This window comes from Mesorhizobium sp. WSM3862 (assembly GCF_002294985.1).
Taxonomy (GTDB): domain Bacteria; phylum Pseudomonadota; class Alphaproteobacteria; order Rhizobiales; family Rhizobiaceae; genus Mesorhizobium.
Map to the genome: position 1 here is coordinate 619,694 of NZ_NSGE01000003.1, position 20,953 is coordinate 640,646.

The 20,953-nt window shown below is 65.0% G+C and carries 19 protein-coding genes and 1 pseudogene; 11 read left to right on the forward strand and 9 right to left on the reverse strand.

Going from position 1 to position 20,953, the window contains the following annotated elements:
* Window positions 1–35: 35 nt before the first annotated feature.
* Window positions 36–170: pseudogene (locus tag CK224_RS31925) on the forward strand (NAD-dependent dehydratase); the annotation flags it as partial.
* Window positions 171–177: 7 nt separating this feature from the next.
* Here CK224_RS31925 and CK224_RS11420 read toward each other — a convergent pair.
* From CK224_RS11420 to tssH, 9 genes are all read right to left on the reverse strand, one after another.
* A complete protein-coding gene (locus CK224_RS11420; RefSeq protein WP_066989406.1) occupies window positions 178–885 on the reverse strand; it encodes a GntR family transcriptional regulator in 708 nt (235 codons plus the stop codon).
* A 118-nt stretch (window positions 886–1,003) separates the two neighbouring features.
* Window positions 1,004–1,750 (reverse strand): aspartate/glutamate racemase family protein, encoded by a 747-nt coding sequence (locus CK224_RS11425; protein ID WP_095781822.1) that lies wholly within the window; start codon window positions 1,748–1,750, stop codon window positions 1,004–1,006.
* A gap of 11 nt (window positions 1,751–1,761) precedes the next feature.
* Window positions 1,762–2,484, reverse strand: a complete 723-nt coding sequence (locus CK224_RS11430; protein WP_095781823.1) for an ABC transporter ATP-binding protein — start codon at window positions 2,482–2,484, stop codon at window positions 1,762–1,764.
* Entirely contained in the window at window positions 2,481–3,260 is a 780-nt protein-coding gene (locus tag CK224_RS11435; RefSeq protein ID WP_095776295.1) for an ABC transporter ATP-binding protein, read from the reverse strand. Before CK224_RS11435 ends, CK224_RS11430 begins: the two co-directional genes overlap by 4 nt.
* Window positions 3,261–3,263: 3 nt before the next feature.
* Complete coding sequence (locus CK224_RS11440; RefSeq protein WP_095781824.1) at window positions 3,264–4,244, reverse strand: branched-chain amino acid ABC transporter permease; 981 nt, start codon at window positions 4,242–4,244, stop codon at window positions 3,264–3,266.
* A gap of 7 nt (window positions 4,245–4,251) precedes the next feature.
* On the reverse strand, window positions 4,252–5,118 hold the full coding sequence (locus CK224_RS11445; protein ID WP_066989049.1) for a branched-chain amino acid ABC transporter permease: 867 nt from the start codon (window positions 5,116–5,118) through the stop codon (window positions 4,252–4,254).
* An 80-nt stretch (window positions 5,119–5,198) separates the two neighbouring features.
* Window positions 5,199–6,401 carry an ABC transporter substrate-binding protein gene (locus CK224_RS11450; protein ID WP_066989051.1) on the reverse strand — a complete coding sequence of 401 codons (1,203 nt, stop codon included), beginning with the start codon at window positions 6,399–6,401 and terminating at the stop codon, window positions 5,199–5,201.
* 282 nt (window positions 6,402–6,683) lie between these two features.
* Window positions 6,684–6,977 (reverse strand): hypothetical protein, encoded by a 294-nt coding sequence (locus tag CK224_RS11455; protein WP_245425893.1) that lies wholly within the window; start codon window positions 6,975–6,977, stop codon window positions 6,684–6,686.
* Window positions 6,978–7,089: 112 nt separating this feature from the next.
* Window positions 7,090–9,927: a type VI secretion system ATPase TssH gene (tssH, locus tag CK224_RS11460; protein WP_095781825.1), complete on the reverse strand. Its 2,838-nt coding sequence runs from the start codon at window positions 9,925–9,927 to the stop codon at window positions 7,090–7,092.
* A 332-nt stretch (window positions 9,928–10,259) separates the two neighbouring features.
* Here tssH and tssA point away from each other — a divergent pair, with 332 nt between their 5' ends.
* The 10 genes from tssA to tssK are packed head-to-tail and all read left to right on the forward strand — an operon-like array spanning window position 10,260 to window position 20,953.
* The gene (gene tssA / locus CK224_RS11465) at window positions 10,260–11,459 is read left to right on the forward strand and encodes a type VI secretion system protein TssA (RefSeq protein ID WP_095776298.1); all 1,200 of its coding nucleotides are present in this window, start codon (window positions 10,260–10,262) and stop codon (window positions 11,457–11,459) included.
* Between the two features lie 5 nt (window positions 11,460–11,464).
* A complete protein-coding gene (gene tssB, locus CK224_RS11470; RefSeq protein WP_066989057.1) occupies window positions 11,465–12,001 on the forward strand; it encodes a type VI secretion system contractile sheath small subunit in 537 nt (178 codons plus the stop codon).
* Window positions 12,002–12,004: 3 nt separating this feature from the next.
* Window positions 12,005–13,510 carry a type VI secretion system contractile sheath large subunit gene (gene tssC, locus CK224_RS11475; protein ID WP_066989059.1) on the forward strand — a complete coding sequence of 502 codons (1,506 nt, stop codon included), beginning with the start codon at window positions 12,005–12,007 and terminating at the stop codon, window positions 13,508–13,510.
* Between the two features lie 59 nt (window positions 13,511–13,569).
* Window positions 13,570–14,019 (forward strand): Hcp family type VI secretion system effector, encoded by a 450-nt coding sequence (locus CK224_RS11480; protein ID WP_170950255.1) that lies wholly within the window; start codon window positions 13,570–13,572, stop codon window positions 14,017–14,019.
* A complete protein-coding gene (gene tssE / locus CK224_RS11485) occupies window positions 14,006–14,758 on the forward strand; it encodes a type VI secretion system baseplate subunit TssE (RefSeq protein WP_095781826.1) in 753 nt (250 codons plus the stop codon). Before CK224_RS11480 ends, tssE begins: the two co-directional genes overlap by 14 nt.
* A 1-nt stretch (window position 14,759) precedes the next feature.
* Window positions 14,760–16,634: a type VI secretion system baseplate subunit TssF gene (gene tssF / locus CK224_RS11490; RefSeq protein ID WP_095781827.1), complete on the forward strand. Its 1,875-nt coding sequence runs from the start codon at window positions 14,760–14,762 to the stop codon at window positions 16,632–16,634.
* Complete coding sequence (gene tssG, locus CK224_RS11495) at window positions 16,598–17,680, forward strand: type VI secretion system baseplate subunit TssG (protein ID WP_095781828.1); 1,083 nt, start codon at window positions 16,598–16,600, stop codon at window positions 17,678–17,680. Before tssF ends, tssG begins: the two co-directional genes overlap by 37 nt.
* Window positions 17,677–19,125 carry a type VI secretion system-associated FHA domain protein TagH gene (tagH, locus tag CK224_RS11500; RefSeq protein ID WP_066989069.1) on the forward strand — a complete coding sequence of 483 codons (1,449 nt, stop codon included), beginning with the start codon at window positions 17,677–17,679 and terminating at the stop codon, window positions 19,123–19,125. The genes tssG and tagH overlap by 4 nt, the downstream gene beginning before the upstream one ends.
* A gap of 3 nt (window positions 19,126–19,128) precedes the next feature.
* Window positions 19,129–19,581, forward strand: a complete 453-nt coding sequence (gene tssJ, locus CK224_RS11505; RefSeq protein ID WP_066989071.1) for a type VI secretion system lipoprotein TssJ — start codon at window positions 19,129–19,131, stop codon at window positions 19,579–19,581.
* Between the two features lie 37 nt (window positions 19,582–19,618).
* Window positions 19,619–20,953 (forward strand): type VI secretion system baseplate subunit TssK, encoded by a 1,335-nt coding sequence (gene tssK / locus CK224_RS11510; RefSeq protein ID WP_067327608.1) that lies wholly within the window; start codon window positions 19,619–19,621, stop codon window positions 20,951–20,953.

The following is a 20,953-nucleotide window of genomic DNA, read 5'->3' on the forward strand; positions in this document are numbered from 1 at the left end:
CGGGCAGCGATCCACGACTGGATGGGGTGGCGATAGCGCAGGCCGGCGTCAAAGTATCGGTAGTGCCGCTTCCGCAGGTGCATGACACGGTGAAGCAAGGCCTGATCTCGCCGCTGGTGGCGCTGACCCGCGCCAAGGGCATGTCAGCCTATCTCGGCCTCGGGGCACACGCCTCCTTCAGGCGCGGAGCAGATCAGCGAGGCTGTCGGACTTCTCGACCTTGTCGGTGAGATCGAGCCCGGAGAGCAGATCGACCAGATGGCTGTTCATCAGCGCCGCGGCGTCGGCGCTGTCGCCGGCTTCAATGGCGTCGACCAGTGCGTGATGGGCATGTTTCTCGCAGGTCGCGTCGCGGCGTTTCCAGTAGAGCGCGATGATCAGCGAGGAATGCGAGACGAGGTCGCGCACGAAGTTGGTGAATACCGAATGCGCCGCGATCTCGGCGATGCCGACATGGAAGCGCGCCGACAGCATGATGGCGTCGCTGTCGCGACCGGCATGCAGCGCCTCATGCTCCTTCTCCAGGTGCATTCGCAATTGCGCGATGTCGGAGGGCACCGCCGCCTTGGCGGCGAGCGCCGCCACCTTGGGCTCGATCAGCGCCCTTGCCTCGAACACTTCGCGCGCCTCGATCTTCGAGGGCTGCGCGACGAAGGCTCCGCGATTGGGCTCCAGCCGCGCCAGCCGGTCATGCGCAAGGGCCTGCAAGGCGGCGCGGACGACGGTGCGACTCACCGAATAGATCGACGCCAGTTCGTCCTCCGGCAGCTTGGTCCCCGGGGCGAGACGATGGCTGACGATGGCGTCTCTCAGCCCATAGTAGATCGGCGACCAGCGCGCTGCCGGCTTGTCGTCGCGATCGTCTTCTCTGAGTACCGTCAACATGCTTTCAATGCGCAGGCCCGACGCGGCCCGCTCTGCCCCCAAATCGCCAGCAGCCGGTCCAATCTAATGGCGCTCGCGCCCCGGTCAATCCCGCGGCACCGATCTCCCGGGGCCACGTTTACCCAGGCGAACCTGCGCCCGGGGGAGACGCCGAAGCGAAGATGCCCGCGAAACGCTTGCCTCGCGGGGCGGCATAGCCGCCGATCTTCGATGTCTTCAAGCCGACCTTGAACAGGCTCTCGGCCAGGGTGACGGCGCAGACGACGCCGTCAAGCACCGGAACGCCATGCTCTTGCGACAGGCTGTGCGCAAGGTCGGCCATGCCGGCGCAGCCCAGCACGATCGCCTCGGCGTGATCCTCGCGAATGGCGCGCGCGATCTCGTCCGAGATCCGATGCCTGGCGTTCGAGCCTGGCCGTTCAAGTTCGAGCACGGCAACTTCCGACGAGCGCACTTTGGCGCAGCGCGAGGCAAGACCGTATTTCGCAAGGTTGTGCTCGATGGCGGGGACTGAGCGGGCGAGCGTGGTGACCACGCTGAACTTGCCGGCGACAAGGCTGGCGAGATGGAAGGCCGCCTCGCCGATGCCGATGACCGGCGCTTCGGTCGCGCAGCGCGCGGCGTCGAGCCCGGTATCGTCGAAGCAGGCGATCACATAGGCATCCGCCGCCGGCGCCTTGCTCATCTCGGCAATGATGCCCGGTACGGCGAACACCTCGTCGAAATAGCCCTCGATGCTCGGCGGCCCATCGGCCGGATTGACAGCGACGATTTCGGTTCCTGATGAGGCGACGCTTGTCGCCGCCTTGCCGATCTTGCCGGTCATCGACGCGGTCGTGTTGGGGTTGATGACGAGTATGCGCATTAAAATCAGCCTCAGATCTCGCCGCCGAGATAAAGACGCTTGACCCGGTCGTCGCTCAGCAGTTCGGCGGAGTTGCCGCTCAGGGCGACGCTGCCGGTGGTCAGCGCATAGGCGCGCTGCGAAATGCGAAGCGCCATGCGGGAATTCTGCTCGACCAACAGAACGCTGACCTTCTCGTCGCGGTTGATGGCGACAATCGAGCGGGCGATGTCCTGGACAAGTTTTGGCGCGACTCCGAGCGACGGCTCGTCGAGCAGCAAAAGCTTCGGCTTGGCCATCAGCGCGCGGCCGATGACCAGCATCTGCTGTTCGCCGCCGCTCATCGTGCCGGCAGCTTGGGAGAAGCGCTCCTTCAGCCGGGGAAAGCGCCCCAGCACCATCTCCAAGGTCGCCGCGATCTCGGCCTTGCTCGAGCGCGTGAAGGCACCCATCAAAAGGTTGTCCCTGACCGTCATATAGGGAAAGACGCGGCGCCCTTCCGGCACCATGGCGATGCCCATCTTGACGATCTCGTCTGGAGCGGCACCGTCGATGCGCTTGCCGCTGTAGTGGATCTCGCCGGACCTGATCCGGCTGAGTCCGGTGATGGCGCGCAGGATCGACGACTTGCCGGCGCCGTTGGCGCCGATCAGCGCGACGGTCTCACCCTCATTGACCTCGAGCGAGACGCCCTTCAGCGCATAGACGTGATCGTAATAGAGTTCGACGCCGGCGAAGTTCAGGATCTGGTTCATAGCCCGATCGCCTCGTCTTCGCTGCCGAGATAGGCTTCGATGACCTTCTCGTTGGCCTGGATTTCCGACGGTGTTCCCTCGGCGATCTTCTGCCCGAAATTGAGCACCACGATACGGTCCGAGATCTTCATCACGGCCGGCATGTCGTGCTCGACGAGCAGGATGGTAAGGCCGAGATCGCGCAGGCGCCGCACCATCGCCACCATGCGCATCGTCTCTTCGTGATTCATGCCGGCGAAGGGCTCGTCGAGCAGCAGGATCGAGGGATCGGTGGCAAGGCCGATAGCGATGCCCAGCGCCCGCAAATGGCCATGTGGCAGGTTGCGGGCGATCTCGCTGGCAAGCGAAGCCAGGCCGAGCAGCGCCAGGATCTCGTCGGCGGACTGGCCGAAAGCCGCTTCGTCTGCCTTGGCCGTGCCGGTGCCGAGAAAGAAACCGACGAGGCTCGCCTTCGAGCGCAGATGATGCGCGATGATGACGTTGTCGCGCACGCTCATGTTCTTGAAGATCGTCGTTTCCTGGAAGGTGCGCACGACGCCCTTGCGCGCGGCAATATGCGGCGCCATGCCGGAGATGCGTTCACCCTTCAGGCGGACCTCGCCGGACGTTGGCCTGAGGAACGACGAGATCAGCTTGAACAGCGTCGATTTGCCGGCGCCGTTCGGACCGATGACCGAGAGAATCTCCTTCTCGCGCACCGAGAAGGAGACGTTGTTGACCGCGACGAGACCGCCGAAGCGCTTGGTGATGCCGGAAACTTCGAGCATTTCGGCCATGGCTCAAGCCTTCTTCCGGGTCGGAACCGTGAGGCTGAGCAGGCCGTTTGGCAGCACCAGCATCAATACGATCATCAGGCCGGAATATATCAGGAGCTGGAACTGGCCGGTCTGGAACAAGAGGTCCCAGCCGAAATAGAGCACCAGCGTGCCGAGCATCGGACCGAACACGTAGCCGAGGCCGCCGAGGAAGCAGTTCAGCATGAAGTTGACGGAATCGGTGACCGTGAAGCTCGACGGATAGATCGACTGCGAGATGGCGGCGAAGATGGCGCCGGCAAGCCCACCGAAGAAGGAGGACACCGCATAGGCGATGACGCGCAGATAGGCGATGTTGACGCCGATCGAGGAGGCGAGTTCCTCGTTCTGCTGCAGCGACTGGCAGAGCTTGCCGATGCGCGAGTTGACCAGCCGATACATCACCGCGAAGCAGCCCACCATCAGCGTGACCGCCAGCAGGTAGAACGCGAGCCGCGAATTCTGCAGCGTGGCGAAGTCCGGGATGATGGTCAGCCCGAAGACCGAGAGCGCGCCGGGCAGCGGGATGCTGACTATGCCCTTGGCGCCGTTGGTGATCGGCAGCGCCAGCGCCAAGAGCCGCACGACCTCGGTCAGAACCAGCGTCACCATGGCGAAATAGACGCCGCGCAACCGCAGGATCGGCAGACCGATCAGCACGCTCGCGGCGGCGCAGAAGAGACCGGCGACAGGCAGCGTCAGCCAGAACGACCAGCCGTGGTTCATCACCAGTATGGCCGAGACATAGCCGCCCATCAGCGCATAGGCGCCCTGGCCGATATTGATGCGGCCGATGTAGAAGGTGAGCCACACGCCGGCGCTAGCGATGCTGAGCAGCGCCACCGAAGTCAGCGTGTAGTAGAGGTCGATGCGGCCGCTTGCCGAGATCGCGGCCGGCACGGCGATGAAGACGATCGCCAGGAAGGTTGCGACCGAAGCGATCTTCATGTTGCGATTGCGGGTCATGGCGCGCTCAACCCCACGGCTTGCCCATCAGCCCGTTGGGGCGGATCGACAGAAACACCATCAGGGCGGCGAAGATGACGAGGTAGGTGACGTCGCCATATTCGCGCAGCGCGGTGAGGCCGACCGATTCCATCATGCCGAGGATGAAGCCGCCGGCGATCGCCCCGCCGACGACCCCGGCGCCGCCGATCATCACCATCAGGAAGGCCTTGATCGAGATCGGGCCGCCAATGCCGGAATTGACGCCGGTGATGGTGACCAGCAGGCCGCCGACAACGCCCGCCAGCATGGCGCCGAGCGCGAAGCCGATCATCGAATAGCGGTCGACCCTGACACCCATCAGCTGGGCCGCGACACGGTCCTGGGCGAGCGCGCGCATGGCGCGGCCGACCCGGCTGTACTGCATGTAAAGGACAAAGGCGGCGATGAAGACGATGGCCAGAGCGCCGACAACCAGGCGGTCATAAGGCATGATGATGCCGGCTTCGTTGAAGACGCCCTTGACGATCTTGGGAACACCGCGCTGCTTCTCACCGAACATGAGCAGGATGACGGCGTCGAAGAAGAAGGCCGTGGCCGCGGCGAGCAGCATGGTGCTCTCCTCGCGGTGACTGCGGCGGATAACCGTTCGAAAGAGGAATCTCTCCATCAGCGCGCCGATGACGGCGAGCGTCACGCCGGAGGCCAGCAGCGCCACCACGAAAGGCAGGCCGAGTTGGCCGTAGACGGTATAGGTGATGAACCCGCCCAGAACGTACATCTGCCCGTGGGCGAAATTCAGCACGTTCATCAGGGCGAAGATCAGGGTTAGCCCGAGCGCGATCAGCGCGTACTGGGCGCCGAGATACAATCCGTTGGCGATGACCTGTTCCATGGATCCTTCGATCTTCCGCGGGGTCCGAGCATCGCCCGGACCCCCGGCATTCGGGAGGAAGTAACCTTAGGAACCCAAACCTAGTCGACGGAGCCGACGAACAGGGTCTGGAAAGCGCCGTCCTTGTATTCGTTGACCACCATCGGCACGGCTAGCTGACGCTTCTGGCCGAAGGAGGTCGCGCCGACATAGCTCAGCTTGGCGTCGCCCTTCAGGAAGGGGTTGGGCGCCGAGAAGGTGTCCATGGTCTTCTTGAATTCGTCGACATTGTTGATGGCGGCCGGATTGGCCTTCATCGTCTCGATGATGTACTCCAACGCGTAGACCTTGGTATTGGACTCGTCGTTATACTCGCCGAACATCTTGGTGTAGCGGGCGACGAACTCCTTCATCTCGTCCGAAGCGATCTCCGGTGTCGACGCACCGCCGACGGAAATGAAGCCGTTGGCGTATTCGCCGGCGCCCTCCTCCAGAACCTTGGCGTCCTGCGCCGTCTCGGTCGAGATCAAGCCCTCGAAGCCGAGCTCGCGGGCGGCGCGGATGAGCAGCGGCGCGTTGGCCGGCGCCACGCCGGACAGCACCAGCAGATCGGGCTTCAGCGCCACGATCGGGGTGAGCACCGGCGTGAAGTCGCGGGTGTCGTTCTGGTACGTGTCGTTCTGCGCGACGACGTCGAGCCCGAGCGCCTTGGCCGCCTCGACGCCGCTGTCACGCTGGCTGAGCGGGTCGGATTCGTTCGCGGCGACAAAGGCGATCGTCTTCACGCCCTTGTTTTCCTTGAGGTATTTATAGATCGCCGGGCCCGACTGGTAGTTGGCGATCATGCCGAGCACGGCGTTCGAGGCCGGCTTCTGGTAGAGCGCCTTCGGGAAGGCGTAGGGGAAATAGATGATGCCGTTGGCCTCGGCGACAGGGCGCACCGCAGCAGCGCCGTCATCGACATTGGGTCCGACGACATAGTGGATGCCCTCCTGCGCCATCTTCTCCATGCCGGCGATGGCGCGCTTGGGATCCTTCTGGTCGTCGAAGGTAACGATGTTGATGTTGTAGGTGTCGTCGCCGATCTTGACGCCGCCTTTTTCGTTGAGCCAGGCGGCGCGCGTCTGCATCGAGCGCACATTGGACGTGCCCCAGGCGGCGGCGGGACCGCTGGTGACACCAACGAAGCCGATCTTCAGTTCCTTGTTTTCAGCCTGCGCGGACGGGATGCCTATGGCGGCCATGGCCAGGGTCGAGGCGGCGCCAAGCACCAGCGATTTCAAAGTCGAGCGTCGGTTGATCATATCGGTTCCCTTCTGGTTATCGCGCTTTTGTTTTTGCTCATCGGCTGCGCGGATAGCCTATGGGAAGCCGCCTGCGACAGATTGTCAACAGATTTCTTTGTTATTGTATACAATGTTTCGGCTGGATGTGTGCGACGGCAGAGCGGCCCAACCGCGGGGCGGGCTGAGGACGGGCTGCCCCGCGGCCAGCCACCTCGGCGAACGATCAATTCGCGGCATGATGAAATGGAGGCGGTCGCGGCTTACCGACGGCTGGCCCGTACGAATGGCGCGGGGCAGACCTTATTTTCCGCAGTGATGGTCGTTGATTTTGTTCAGCGCGTTCGCGTCCGGCCCCGTCCGGTGGTATGAACACGCGCCCGCCGCCGAAGTGACCAGCATGGCGTCATAGTAGCGCGGTCCGCCGAACAGGATGTCGATGAGGTCGCCTTCGGCCGGAACGTAGCGCTCCTGCTCGACCGGGTGCTTGAGCTGCCGGTCGCCGGCGAACGCCGCGCCGGACACGCCAATGGCCGTGGCCAGAACGAGAGCGGAGATCGCAAGGTTTTTCGTCATCGGCGGCACCTTTCCGGCCATTTCGGGTCAGCAGCATATCCAAAATCGCCAGCGGAGCAAAAGTTCCCAGTCTCTATCTTCAAAATAGCTTGGCCCGATTGGGCGCTACACTCCTTCCCCGGAGTTGCTGCGGCTACTCGAAGGAGTAGGTAAAACCTTCCTTGGACGCGCCGACGGTGACCTTCGTCATCTTCGCGCCCTCCAGCGAGCGGTTGAGCACGCCGCGGCTGAGCTCCGGCAGCAGCGTGTTGGTGAGGATGGCGTCGATCATGCGGCCGCCGGACTCGATCTCGGTGCAGCGCGCCTTGACCAGATCCATGACGCCGTCGCCGATGACCAGTTCGGCATCGTTGGTTGCTTTAAGCCGCCGCGCGATCTTGCCGAACTGATGGCGGGCGATCGCCTCGATCATCGAATCCGACAGTGGATAATAGGGTATGGTGACCACCCGACCGAGGAAGGCGGCCGGGAAAACTTTCAGCAGCGGAGTGCGCAGGGCCGCGTCGAGATCGTCAATGCCGGTCCGCACGGTGCCGTTCTTGGTGCGGTCCATGATGACGCCGGAGCCGACATTCGAGGTGAGCAGGATCAGCGTGTTCTTGAAATCGATGCGCCGGCCCTCGCTGTCATCCATCATGCCCTTGTCGAAGACCTGGAAGAAGATTTCGTGGACGTCCGGATGCGCCTTCTCGACCTCGTCGAGCAGGATCACCGAATAGGGTTTTCTGCGCACCGCCTCGGTCAGGATGCCGCCCTTGCCGTAACCGACATAGCCGGGCGGCGCGCCCTTGAGCGTCGAGACGGTATGCGCTTCCTGGAACTCAGACATATTGATCGAGATCAGGTTCTGCTCGCCGCCATAGAGTGTCTCGGCGAGCGCCAGCGCGGTCTCGGTCTTGCCGACGCCGGAGGGGCCGCAGAGCAGGAATACGCCGACCGGCTTTTCCGGCGCGCCAAGGCCGGCGCGGCTGGTCTGGACACGTTTGGCGATCATCTCCATCGCGTGATCCTGGCCGACCACGCGTTCCGAAAGGGTCGCGGCCAGCCTGAGCGCTTTCTCGGTCTGGCTGGACAGCATCCGTCCGGTCGGGATGCCGGTCCAATCCTGCACCACGGCGGCGACCGCATTGCGATCGACCGAAGGCAGGATCAGCGGCGTCTCGCCCTGCGCCGCGGCAAGCTCCGCCATCAGCTCGCGCAGCCGCGCGAGATCGGCAGACGAACCGGCCGATCCCTCGGCGATCGTCTCGGCAACGGCCGCCTCTTCGACCGCCTCGCCTTTCGCCGCCTTGGCTTTCGAGCCCTTGGATTTCGCGGGCTTGGTTTCAGCCGCCTTGCTCTCGGGCGCCTTTGCTTCGGGAGTTTCGGACGCAGCCGGCTCAGCCGCTACGGTTTCCTCCCCGGCCCCCCCGGCCGCCGCATCGAGCGGCACGCCTTCACCGCGCAGTTTGGCGCGCAGGTCGAGGATCTGGCTCACGAGCGCTTTTTCCCGATCCCAGCGCGCTTGGGCGGCGGCTAAAGTCGTCTCGGTTTCCGCCAGCCCGGCATCGACGCGAGCCTGCCGGTCGGCGACCTCGATGCCGATCGCCGCCTCGCGGCCGATGATGCCGCTCTCGACCTCCAGAGCCTGGCGGCGGCGCAGAATGTCTTCGACCTCGGCCGGCGTCGCATGCTGCGAGACCGCAACGCGCGCGCAAGCCGTGTCGAGCAGGCTGACGGCCTTGTCCGGCAGTTGCCTGGCCGGAATGTAGCGGTGCGAGAGCGCGACCGCCGCCTCGATCGCCTCGTCCAGTATCTGGACCCTGTGGTGCTGCTCCAGGACGCCGGCGACGCCGCGCAGCATCAGCACGGCCACAGCTTCCGACGGCTCCTCGATCTTGACCACCTGGAAGCGGCGCGTCAGCGCCGGGTCCTTCTCGATATGCTGCTTGTATTCGGCCCAGGTCGTGGCGGCTATGGTGCGCAGCTCGCCGCGCGCCAGCGCCGGCTTCAAAAGATTGGCGGCGTCGCCGGTGCCCGCGGCACCGCCGGCGCCGATCAGCGTATGCGCCTCGTCGATGAACAGGATGACCGGCACCTCGGAGGCCTGAACCTCGTCGATGACCGCCTTCAGCCGCTTCTCGAACTCGCCCTTGACGCTGGCGCCCGCCTGCATCAGCCCGACATCGAGCATGCGCACGCTGACATTCTCAAGCGTCGGCGGCACGTCGCCCTGGGCGATGCGGAGCGCAAATCCTTCGACCACCGCCGTCTTGCCGACGCCGGCCTCGCCGGTCAGGATCGGGTTGTTTTGGCGGCGACGCATGAGGATGTCGACGATCTGCCGGATTTCCGGGTCGCGGCCGACGACCGGATCGATCTTGCCGTCGCGGGCGCGCAGCGTGAGGTCGGTCGCGTATTTGGCCAGCGCCGAATCTCCGCCCGGACCGCGCTTCATCGGCTGTTCGGCGGCGGCAGAGGCGGGAGGTGTGCCGGCTTCGAGCGAGCCTTCGGTCACGTCGGCGAAACGGGAAACGACGCCGTCGGCATCGATCTTGTCGAATTCGGCGCTGATTTTCGAGACCAGGCCTTCCAGCACCGGCGTCCTCAGGCAGGCCAGCAGGATATGGGCGCTGCGCACCTCCTCCACGCCGAACTCCAGCGTCGCCAGGTTCCAGCCTTCCTGGATGGCGTGGAAGATGTGATCGGAGAATTCCTCGACGGAGGTCGCGCCGTAAGGCAGCTTGTCGATGGCTCGGGTCATGTCAGCCGTCAGCCGGCTGACGTCCAACCCGGCATCGGCGATGATCATCTGCACGTCCGAGCGCTCGGACAGCACCAGTTGCTGGATGAAGTGGACGAGCTCCACATAAGGATTGCCGCGCAGCTTGGCCGTATCGGCCGCGGCCTTGAAGGCGCGCACCCCCGTGGCGTTGAGCTTGGCGACCAGTTCCTTACGCTTGAAGCTCTGCGATGACCGGCGCTGTTCCATTCGAACTTGCTCCCGCAATCTGCCAACCGTACCCTGCCATATAAGCGGCGGCTTGACAAAGCCGCGTGACGGATAAGACGTTTGGATCTATCCGGGCGGCACTGCCCGGTTACACAAGCTCTGCAATGTCGTGCAAGAAACACCGAATTGCGGTCCGGGCTATGCGAGCCATTTCACATACCCGGCCCGGTAATCGCGCAATGGGTTTTGCTGAAAGAAACGGTCGCGTTTAGCATCCGTTAGTTTTTGAGCAGCTGCTCAATTGTCGTGACGCGAGGCCGGTGGTAACGTTGCGTCACATAGGGTCTCAGGGCCGCTGGCTGGGGGTTAGTGTGATTGATCTCGCACTCTGGCTGAATCCTCTGAACGGTGAAAATCCGTCGGGAGAGGACTTGCGTAACGACCCGGCCTTTCATGAGCTGGAGCGCCTGACCGAACAGCAGAAAAAGGTCGAATACGAAGGAAACAACAAATCGGAAGTCGATGTTCCGGTCGACTGGTCCGTCGTACTCACCAAGGCGGAGGAGTTGCGGTCGCACGGGCGGGACCTGCGCCTTCTCGTCCTGGTTGTGCGTGCCCTTGCCAACGAAGAACAGCTGGGCGGGCTCGCCGAAGGCCTGACACTGATCGCCCAAACCTTCGACAGGCATTGGGAAACGATGCATCCGGCACTGCGCTCTGGCGCCACGGCGCGCGAGGCTGCCTTGCGGCGCATCAATGCGCTGATCGACCTGCAAAACAGCCAGGACGGGCTGCTCAAGGATCTGCGCGGCATGGTCTTCTTTGCGCCGCGCACGGTCGGCCCGATCAAGGGAGAGGACCTGGAGAAGGGCAGCCTCGACGAACACGTCATGCTGCAGGAGGCTGCTTCGGGACTGGGCGCGGCGGAAAAGGCGGCGCTGGTAAGCGGCCATAACCAGCTGGTGAACCGGGTGCGCACCGGGTGCAAGGCGCACGTCGATCAGGCCGGCGAGGCGATGACCTCGCTGCTCGCCGACGCCCGCGCGGTGATCGCCGCTCTCGACGAGGTCGACGCCGCCCTCAACAAGCGCATCGACGGCAATGGCCCCGCCATTCCGGAATTGAGACGCTTCCTGCAGCGTTTGCTGACGACGCTGGAGCGGAATTCCGCCGCCGGTGCCGGGGCGAACGGCGCCGCAAAGCCAATCCCGCAGCCGGCGGAACCGGCAGCGCCCGGCCCAAACGGCCATGGTGGCGAAAGAATGGGCGCCGAAGCGAGGGGAGCCGAATCGATGGCAAGTGTCGCAAGCTATGCGGAACCGGGCGCCGGGCTGCCCGACCGGATCACCTCGCGCGACGACGTCGTCAAATGCCTGGATCTCGTCGTCGCCTTTTATGACCGGACCGAGCCGTCGAGCCCGATCCCGCATCTCGCCCGCCGCGTGCGCCGCATGGTGCACATGGATTTCGTGGAACTGATGGAAGATCTCGCCCCGTCGGGGCTGAAGGAGTTCCGGCTGCTTGCCGGTGTCCCCGATCCGAAGAAGCCGGCCCAGAAGGATGAAAGGTAACAAGCATGCCAGCAGAGAGCAAAGCGAAGGTCATCGAAAGAAACCGCGCCCCGCGCGTGCAGATCGCCTATGACGTCGAGACCTACGGCAGCCCGACAACGATCGAACTGCCGTTCGTCATGGCCGTGATGGCCGATCTTTCCGGCGCTTCACAGACCAAGGAAGCGGTGAAGTCGGTGCTCGACCGCAACTTCGTCGAAACCGACGCCAACCGCTTCCCGAAGTTCATGGAGGCCATGGGGCCGCGGGTGAAGGCGCGGGTAAAGAACACACTCCCGCAAGCCGAGGGCGCCGAGCGGGACGAAGAGCTCGCGATCGATCTCACCTTCTCCAAGATGGGCGATTTCGCGCCCGACAAGATCGCCGAGCAGGTCCCGCAACTGGCCGAGATTCTCAAGATGCGCCGGCAGCTCGAAGAGTTGCTCGGCTTCATGGATGGCCGCGTCGACGCCGAAAAGCGCATCGCGCAGCTTCTGAACAACGAACCGCTGCTGAGCAAGATCGCCGGCCAGGCGATTTCTGAGGGCAAGGGCGAGGAGTAAGTCATGGCTGAACAGCAAAAAACCGCAGCCGCCACCGCCGAGGCGGAAGCGATTGACCTCGGCGAATTCAGCGGCCTCCTGGAAAAGGATTTCAAGGTCAAGAAGGACGACAGCGAAAAGCTGCAGCAGCTGGTGCGCAACCTGGCGCTGGCGGCGCAGTCGCGCTCCGAAACCACCACCATCTCGTCCAATGCGATCAAGTCGATCAAGTCGCTGATCGCCGGCATCGACAAGATGCTGACGACGCAGGTCAACGAGATCCTGCACGCGCCGGAAGTGCGCGAGATGGAAGGCACCTGGCGCGGCCTCTGGTATCTCGTCAACAACACCGAGACGGATACGAAGCTCAAGATCCGGGTGATGAACATCTCCAAGGAACAGCTGGCCGACACGCTGGAAGACTATGAAGGCCAGATGTGGGACCAGAGCCCGATCTTCAAGAAGGTCTATACGGACGAGTATTCGATGCTGGGCGGCGAGCCGATCGGCTGCATTCTCGGCGCCTACGAATTCTCGAACCATCCGCGCGACGTCGGCCTGCTGCGCAACATCTCCGGCGTCTGCGCCTCGGCGCACACGCCCTTCATCGCCGCCGCCTCGCCGCGCCTGTTCCGCATGGACAGCTGGCAGGAACTGCCCAACCCGCAGGACCTGCAGATGATCGTCAACAACCCGGCCTATGCCTCGTGGCAGTCGCTGCGCGAGAGCGAGGACGCCCGCTATATCGGCCTCACCATGCCGCGGGTGCTGGCGCGCCTGCCTTACGGCTCGGAAACCGTTCCGGTGAAGGGTTTCACCTTCGAGGAAGAGGTGGGAGGCGACCACAACAAATATGTCTGGATGAACGCCGCCTTCCCGATGGGCGTCAACATCAACCGCAGCCACAAGCTTTTTGGTTGGGGCACGCAGATCCGCGGCGTCGAAAACGGCGGCACGGTGCTCAACCTGCCGGTGCACGCGTTTCCGACCGACGACGGATCGATCGCGATGAAATGCCCGACGGAAGTCGCCATCGACGATCGGCGCGAAGCGGAGCTCGCCAAGCTCGGTCTGATGCCGATCCTGCACCGGAAGAACACCGACCTTGCGGCCTTCATCGGCGCCCATTCGCTGCAGGACGACGAGACGCGAGCCGGGCGTCTGGTCGATCCCGACGCGCAGGCCAACGAGCGGCTCAGCGCCAACCTGCCCTACCTGTTCCCGGTCTCGCGCTTCGCCCACTACCTCAAGGCGATCGCGCGCGACAAGATCGGCTCGTTCAAGGAACGCACCGACATGCAGATCTGGTTGACCGAATGGATCAACCGGTACGTGCTGGCCAATCCAGCCTTTGCCGACGACAAGGCGCGCGCCAAGCGCCCGCTCGCCGCGGCCGAGGTCCAGGTCGACAGTGTCGAAGGCCGGCCCGGTTACTACAACGCCCGTTTCTATCTGCGTCCGCACTACCAGCTGGAAGGCATCAATGCCTCGCTCCGGCTGGTGTCCGAACTGCCGTCAGTGAAGGGGTGAAATCGCAAGCATAGTCATCTTGTTTGGTTTGAGAGCGGTGGAGAAAGACAATGCCTTCAATGAAGATCGATGGTTTTCTGAAAGTTCCGGACATCAAGGGTCCCAGCGTGCGCGACGGCCACGAAGACGAGATCGAAGTCCATGGCGTCGACTACAAGATGATCGCGCCTTACGATCCCAATTCGCTCTCGCGCCGCGGGCGCGTATCCTTGGGGATGATCAAGTTCACCAAGCATTACGACAAGGCGTCGCCTTACCTGAAGAAGGCGCTGTTCGACAACAAGGCGCTCGACGAAGTGGTGTTTTCGGCGCGCCGCACCATCGACGGCGAGACCAGCGACTATCTGGTGGTGACGCTGACCGACGCTTCGATCATGGAATACGACATGAAGCAGGCCGATGACGAGGCCGACCTGATCGAGGAGGAAGTGAGCTTCGCCTACAAGAAGATCAAATTCGTCTACGACAAGGACGACGAGATCGAAATGGATGTCTATGTCGGCAAGTGAGTCCAAAAGGCCCGGCGCAAGGGCGCAACTTGCCGGCAGTTCGCGGGCAAAGCGCGAGGCGGTCCAGCCCTCTCTCTGGGACCGCCTCATCAACGACCTGCCCGGGCTGACGTCGGAGATCGAGGGGCTGCGTCGCCTGCTGGAAGAAGAACTCGGCGCCGAGCGCGTCGAGGCTCTTCTTGCCGGCAGCGTACGCACCATCGATGCCGATGTGGAACTCACCCCCGACCAAAAGCGGCGCCTGCACCGTCTGGTGTTCCAGGCCGAACATCGGGCCGAGATCGAAAGCCGCGGCGTGGTGGTGTCGGCGCGGGTGCTTAGGGAAGCCGTCCGGCGCGACATCGAAGCCTTGTTCAACACCGAGCGCTTCGAGTCCGTTCCGGTGCTTTCCGATGCCGAGCACGAACAGCCCCTGGACGAGCTGCCGTCGCTTGCCGACTTTCCGGAGGTGCGCCGCAGCGTCGTGAACTACGGCGTGCCGTCCTTCTCCGGCCGCTCCTCGCGGGACTTCGACCGCGATACCCTGGCGCGCGAGATCCGCGCGGTGCTCGCCACCTTCGAGCCGCGGCTCAAGGAAAGCGCCACGACGGTCAATGTCACGCTCGGCGACAAGAGCGTCGGCCTGAAGATCGAGATCGACGCCGTGCTGATCATGACGCCGACGCCGGAACGCATGCGGCTGCGCACCACGATCAATCTCGACAACGGCCTGGCGCGAACCGAATTCCGGGAGACCTGAGATGGATCGGGTCTTCGTCGAATATTACGAAGAAGAACTGACCCATATCCGGGCGCTCGCGGCCGAGTTCGCCGATATGCATCCGGCAGTCGCCCGCAATCTTTCCCTCGACACCGTCCCCTGCCCGGACCCCTATGTCGAACGGCTGCTCGACGGCGTGGCCTTCCTTGCCGCGCGCACGCGGCTGAAGGTCGACGCCGAGCGCTCGCGCTTCTCTCGCGCCGTGCTCGACGTGCTTTACCCGGACCTGGTCACGCCGGCGCCGGCAACGGCGATGGCGGTGCTGAAACCAAGCCAGCAGGTGCAGTCGATGATCGCCGGCCATACAGTCGCGCGCGGCACACGACTGGTCTCCAGCCTGCATCCGGGACTGTCGACGCGGTCAACTTTCAGCACCGCGCAAGAGATCACGCTATGGCCGATCGCGATCACCTCCGCCAGCTATTTCCAGGATCGCAGCGCGCTGGCTGCCGCCGGCATCGGCCCAGTCGCCGGCGCGCGCGGCGAGGCAGCGCTGCGCGTCGCGCTTGCGCGCACCGGAAAGGGCAAGCTCAGCGAGCTGTCGCTCGACCGTCTCGATCTCTATTTCGCCGGGCGCACCAAGGCGCCGCTCCTGTTCGACGCGATCTTCGGGGCCTGCTCGGCCGTCGGCGCGCGGGCGGAAGGAAAGACCAATCCGCTATCGGCGCTGCCCGAGCCCGAAATGGTCGGCATCCGCGACGACGAGGCGCTGATGCCGCGCACCCGCCCGACCTTCGAGGGCTACCGGCTGCTGCGCGAATATTTCATGATCCCCGAGCGCTTCCACTATGTGCGGGTCGCCGGCATGCAGCCGGTGGTGCGCCAATGCGAGGCGGGGATGGAGATCATCTTCCTGTTCCGCCGCCCGGTGCCCGAGCTCGCCGACGTTGCGCCGGCCGATTTCGAGCTCTTCGTGACGCCGCTGATCAATCTCTTCGAGCGCGAATGCAACGTCATCGAGATCGATCCGCGCAGGACACGGCAAGTGCTGCATGCCGATCGAACCAGAGCGCGCGATTTCGAGATCTTCCGCGTCACCCGAGTGGAGGATGCCGACGCGGAGGGCAGCGAGGCCGAGATTCCCGAGCTTTTCAGCCTGGGGCAGAACCGCGGCAGCGGCTGGGTGTATTCGACCGAGCGGCGCCCTCGCAGGGCCACCGAAGATGAGCGTCGCGACGGCCTGACCCGCACCTCCTACACGGGAGACGATGTTTTCCTCTCGGTGTCGCGCCCGGCCGGCAGCCCGGCCAACCGGCCGCTCAAGCGCCTCGACGTCATTGCGCTTTGCACCAATCGCGACCTGCCGATCCTCGACGACACACCGACACTGACGCTGGAGACGGCGGACCCCGTGGAGGCCGTCAGGCTGCTCGGCGCGCTGCGGCCGCCCCAGCCGTCGATCCCGGCGTCGCTGCCGGCGGGCGCCGAAGGCGAATCCCGCGCCGACAATCTCGCCTGGCGGCTGGTGGCGCAGCTCTCGCTCAACTTCTTGAGTCTCGCCAAGGAAGGCCGCGGCGTCGATCCGCTGCACGCGCTGCTCGATCTCTATGCCGACCGCGGCGACCCGAGCCTCGCCCGCAACGTGCATTCGATCACCCGCATCGACTCGCGCCCAGTGATAGAGCGGCTCAAGATCGACGGGCCGATGTGCTTCGGGCGGGGCACGGAAGTGACGCTGCATGTCGACCAGTCGGTGCTGGCGGGGCAAAGCACGCTTTTGCTTTCGGCCCTGCTGGCGCGGCTGTTTGCCCGCCATGCCGGGATAAACGGTTTCGTGCGGACACGCACGCGGCTGCTGCAGAAGCAGGAGGATGTGCCATGGCCGATGACGCCCGGCAATCGCTACCTGATCTAGCACGGCCCGCCCCGAGCGAAGCCGCCCCAGACGGAATCGGGGCGTTGTCGGAAAGCTTCGACTTCTTCGAGCTGCTGCGCCGGCTGGAGCAGAGGGGCGGGCTGTTCGGCTATTCCGGCCAGGCCAATCGCGAGCCGGCGCGGCTCGGCCAGCATGTGCGCCTGAGCTTCTCGGCCAGGGACGTGATGAAATTCCAGGAAGCGGGCGAAAAGGCTCCGGCGCGGGTGACCGTCGCCAATCTCGGACTGCTCGGGCCCGAAGGGCCGATGCCGCTGCATCTGACGCGCTGGGTGCTCGACCGGCTGTCGCAGCGCTGGTTCACCGGCACGCAAGCGGAGCAGACCAGCGACACAACCTTCGTCGACTTCGTCAACATCCTGCAGCATCGGATGATCGCGCTTTACTACCGCGCCTGGGCCGACGCTCATCCGGCGGTGCAGGTCGAGCGCTCGGTCGGCGGGCGCGTCCGCGCCATGCTGGAAGCAATGTCGGGGATCGGCCTTCCCGGCACCCAGGATGCCGAACTCGACGCGGTGCGGCTGCGCCAGGCCGGCTCGCTGGCCCGCCAGGTCGACGGTCCGGAACGGCTGACCTTGTTTCTTGCCACGGCCTTCAAGGTGCCGGTCGAGATCAAGGAATTCGTCGCTTCCTGGATCACCATACCGGCGGCACTGCAGAGCCGCGTCGGCAAGGCCTATGCGGCGCTCGGGCGCGGGGCGACGATCGGCCCGCGCGTCTTCAGCCGCCAGAGCCGGATCGAGTTGCGCGTCGGCCCGCTCGATCTCGACGCCTTCAAGTCGTTCCTGCCCGGAGAGCGGCGCCTCGCCCTCTTCAAGAAAGCGGTGCGCGACATGATCGGCGAAGCGCTGGACATCGATTTGCGCATCGTGCTTGCGCGCGACGCCGTGCCGCCGCCGAAGATCGGAACCGTCCAGCTCGGCCGAACCTCCTGGCTTGCGCGCCCCGCCGAGAAGGGAGACGCCGACGATCTCAAGCTGCGCACGATCGTCGGCTGGCGGCCGGAAATGGCGGAGGCGGCCGCATGAGCCTGCTGCTGACGCTGGAACAAGGCCCGCGCTCCCAGGTGGTCAGGCAGACCCGGCTGGACGAAGGCGAACTGGTGATCGGGCGCAGCGCCGATGCCGGCTGGCAGATCGATGATCCGGACATGTTCGTGTCGCGCGCCCATTGCAAGATCAGCGGCGGCCGCGACGGCTACTTCGTCACCGACACGTCGAGCAGCGGGCTGTTCATCGACGATTCCGACAGCCCGCTCGGCACCGGCAGGTCGGCACGGCTGCAAAGCGGCATGCGTTTGAGACTGGGCGACTACGTGCTCTATGTCGAGGTCCAGCCAAGCGCGAGCCAGACTTCGGTCGGTGAGGTCGCCAACCATTCCGCCGCCGCCTGGTCGGCGCCTCAGCCGCGATCTTCGCCCAGCATCGGCGGCGACGATTTCTTTTCGGCCAAGGTCGAGGAGGAGCCGCGGCGGCCGCGGCCGGCCGATCTGCCGGACCCGTTCGAGCAGCCTGTGCCCGGCGCGTATGACCGCGCCTCGAACCAGCGCAGTTCGCCCGCCTTCGACGACCCATTCAGCCTCGACCCGGTGGCGACACCGGCCTCGGACGACGACTCGGCAACTGGCCGGTCCGATCCGTTCGGCTTCGGCGACATGCCCGCGCGCGGCGATACGGCGCAGCCGGCGCCGAAACCGACCGGCTTCGACGACTTCGGCTTCGGCCCAGCCGCGACGCCTGCCTCCGCCAACGGCGCGCATACGGCCCGTCGCAGCGAGCAGCCGGCCGAAAAGCCGCAGGTCGCTCCTCCGCGGGACTTGCCGGCGCGCACGCCCGAGCCGCCTCCTCCGCCGCGCCCGGCTCCCGCGCCCAGGCTGTCCCGTGCAGCTCAGCCTGTGCCCGGCGATATGGCGCTGCGCGCCGCCTTCCTGCGCGGCATGGGGGTCGAGGAGGCCGATTTTCTCGGGCGCGACGCGATCGCCGAGATGGAAAAATTCGGGCGCGAGTACCGGCTGATGCTGGACGGCCTGATGCAGCTTCTGCGCAAGCGCGCCGAGGAAAAGGGCAGCGCGCGCGTTGCCCAGACGGTGGTCGGCGCCTCCGAGGTCAACCCGCTCAAATTCCTGCCGACGGTCGAGGATGTCATCGTCACCATAATCTCGGAGCGCAGCCCCGGCTTCCTCTCCGGCGAGGCGGCGATCGGCGATGCGGTGAAGGATCTCGCGCAGCACCACGTGCGCGCTTGGCGCGGCGTTCAGGCAGCGCTGCGGCGCATGATCGACCGGTTCGATCCGGCGACGATCGAGGAAGAGCTGAAATCCAATTCCGCGATCGGCAACCTGCTTGCGGGCGGCCGCAACGCCAAGCTGTGGGAGCTTTACCAGAAACGCCATCGCGACATCGCCCAAAGCGCGGAATCGAGTTTCCTGGGCGAGATCGGCGCAGACTTCAGGGATGCATACGAAGAGGAGTAGGACATGATCGATCGACGCGAATTCATCGTTGCCCTCGGCGCGACGGGGCTGCTTGCGGCTTGCCAGAGCGGCCCGCCGAAACCATCGGTTATCTCGGTCAACGTGACCGGTGGCGCCGGCATGAATCCGGGACCCGGCGGCGGCGATCGACCGGTGACTGTGCTGGTGATGCGGCTTGCCAGCACCGGCAAGTTCAATTCGGCCGATTATTTCGCGCTGCAGGGCGATGCGGGGTCCGCACTTGGGGCCGACCTTATCGGATCCGATTCGATCTCCGTCGCACCGGGCAAGACGGCGGCCAAGACCATCACGGTCGAACCGAACGCGACGGCGCTCGGCTTCGTCGCGCTGATCCGCGAACCCGGCGGACGCAACTGGCGCACGACCAAGTCGGTGTCGGCGGGATCAAAATTCACCATCAACGTCACGCTAGGCGGCGGCGGTATTTCCGCCTGACGGCGAGACAGAAGTTGGCAGTGCAGAGAGCAGCGGCATGAGCGACGCAAACAGGGTGCTATGGTCCGAGGGGCTCTTCCTGAGAACCCAGCATTTCCAGCAGCAGGACCGGTTCTTCGAGGCGATGGTGCGGGGCGCGCTGCAGGCCGGCCAGCTCCATACGTTCGGCTTCCAGCAGCTGACGCTCGATCAATCGCTGCTCGATGCAGGCCAGGTTTCTATCGTGTCCGCCCGGGGTATTTTCCCCGACGGCACGCCCTTCTCCATCCCGGAAATGATGGACGCGCCGAAACCGCTGCCGGTCACGGCGGATACCGGCGCCGGGCCGGTGCTGGTCGCGCTGCCGCTCGAGCCGCCCGGCGGCGTCGGTTTCGACCCGGCGCATGCCGCGTCGACCGGCGCGCGCTATCACGGCAGGATCGTGTCGGTGCGCGATTCCGTGCAGGGCGGCGCCGACCCGGAAGAGATCGAGATCGCCCGCCCGCAGGCGGTGCTGCTTGCGCCCGGCAAATCGGTCGGCGGCTATACCGCGCTGCCGGTCGCCGACATCAAGGGCGTGCGGGCCGACGGCGGCGTCTCGCTCGACGAGAGCTTCCTGCCGCCGACGCTGATCACGGGCGCGGTCGCCTGGTATCGGCAACTGCTGCAGGAGGTCGTCACCGGTCTCGACCAGATCGCCGAAGCGCATGGCAAGATGGTGATGGGAGGGCCCGGCCGCAGCGTCGAGGACCTGCTGATGCTCCACCTTGCCAATGCGGCCAAGCCGCGGCTCGCCCACATGCTGGCGCAAGATGTCTTCCATCCGGCCGAACTCTATCTCGAGCTCGCCGGCCTCGCCGGCGAAATGGCGACTTATGGCTCCAGCTCGCGCCGGCTCGGCGAGCTGCCGGCCTATGACCACATGGCGCCCGGCCCTGCCTATATGGCCCTGGCGGATGCCTTGCGCTCGCTGATCCTCAGCCTGCGGTATATCGAGCCGAAATCGCGCGCGCTGCCGGTCATGCGGCATGCCACCAATGTCTGGAAGGTGCGCATCGACAACCCGAAGCTTCTGGTGGCCAGCCGCATCGTCATCCGCGTCGGCTCCGAACTGTCGGAAGACGCGCTGCGCAAGATCTTCGTCAACCAGGCGACCGTCGGGTCCGCCGACCAGTTCGAGGGGCTGTGGAAGTCGCGCCTGCCCGGCATTCCGCTGAAGCCGCTGCATTCGCAGCCGCGCGAGATCCCTTATGACGGCGACCGGCTGTGCCTGGAGTTGGACCAGAAGAGCGAGCATTGGGCCTCGCTGCTCGACGCCCCCGGTTTCGTCATCGGCGTTTCCGGTGTGCTGCCAAGCGAGCCGCAGGTCGACTGCTATTCGGTGAACAGGTGA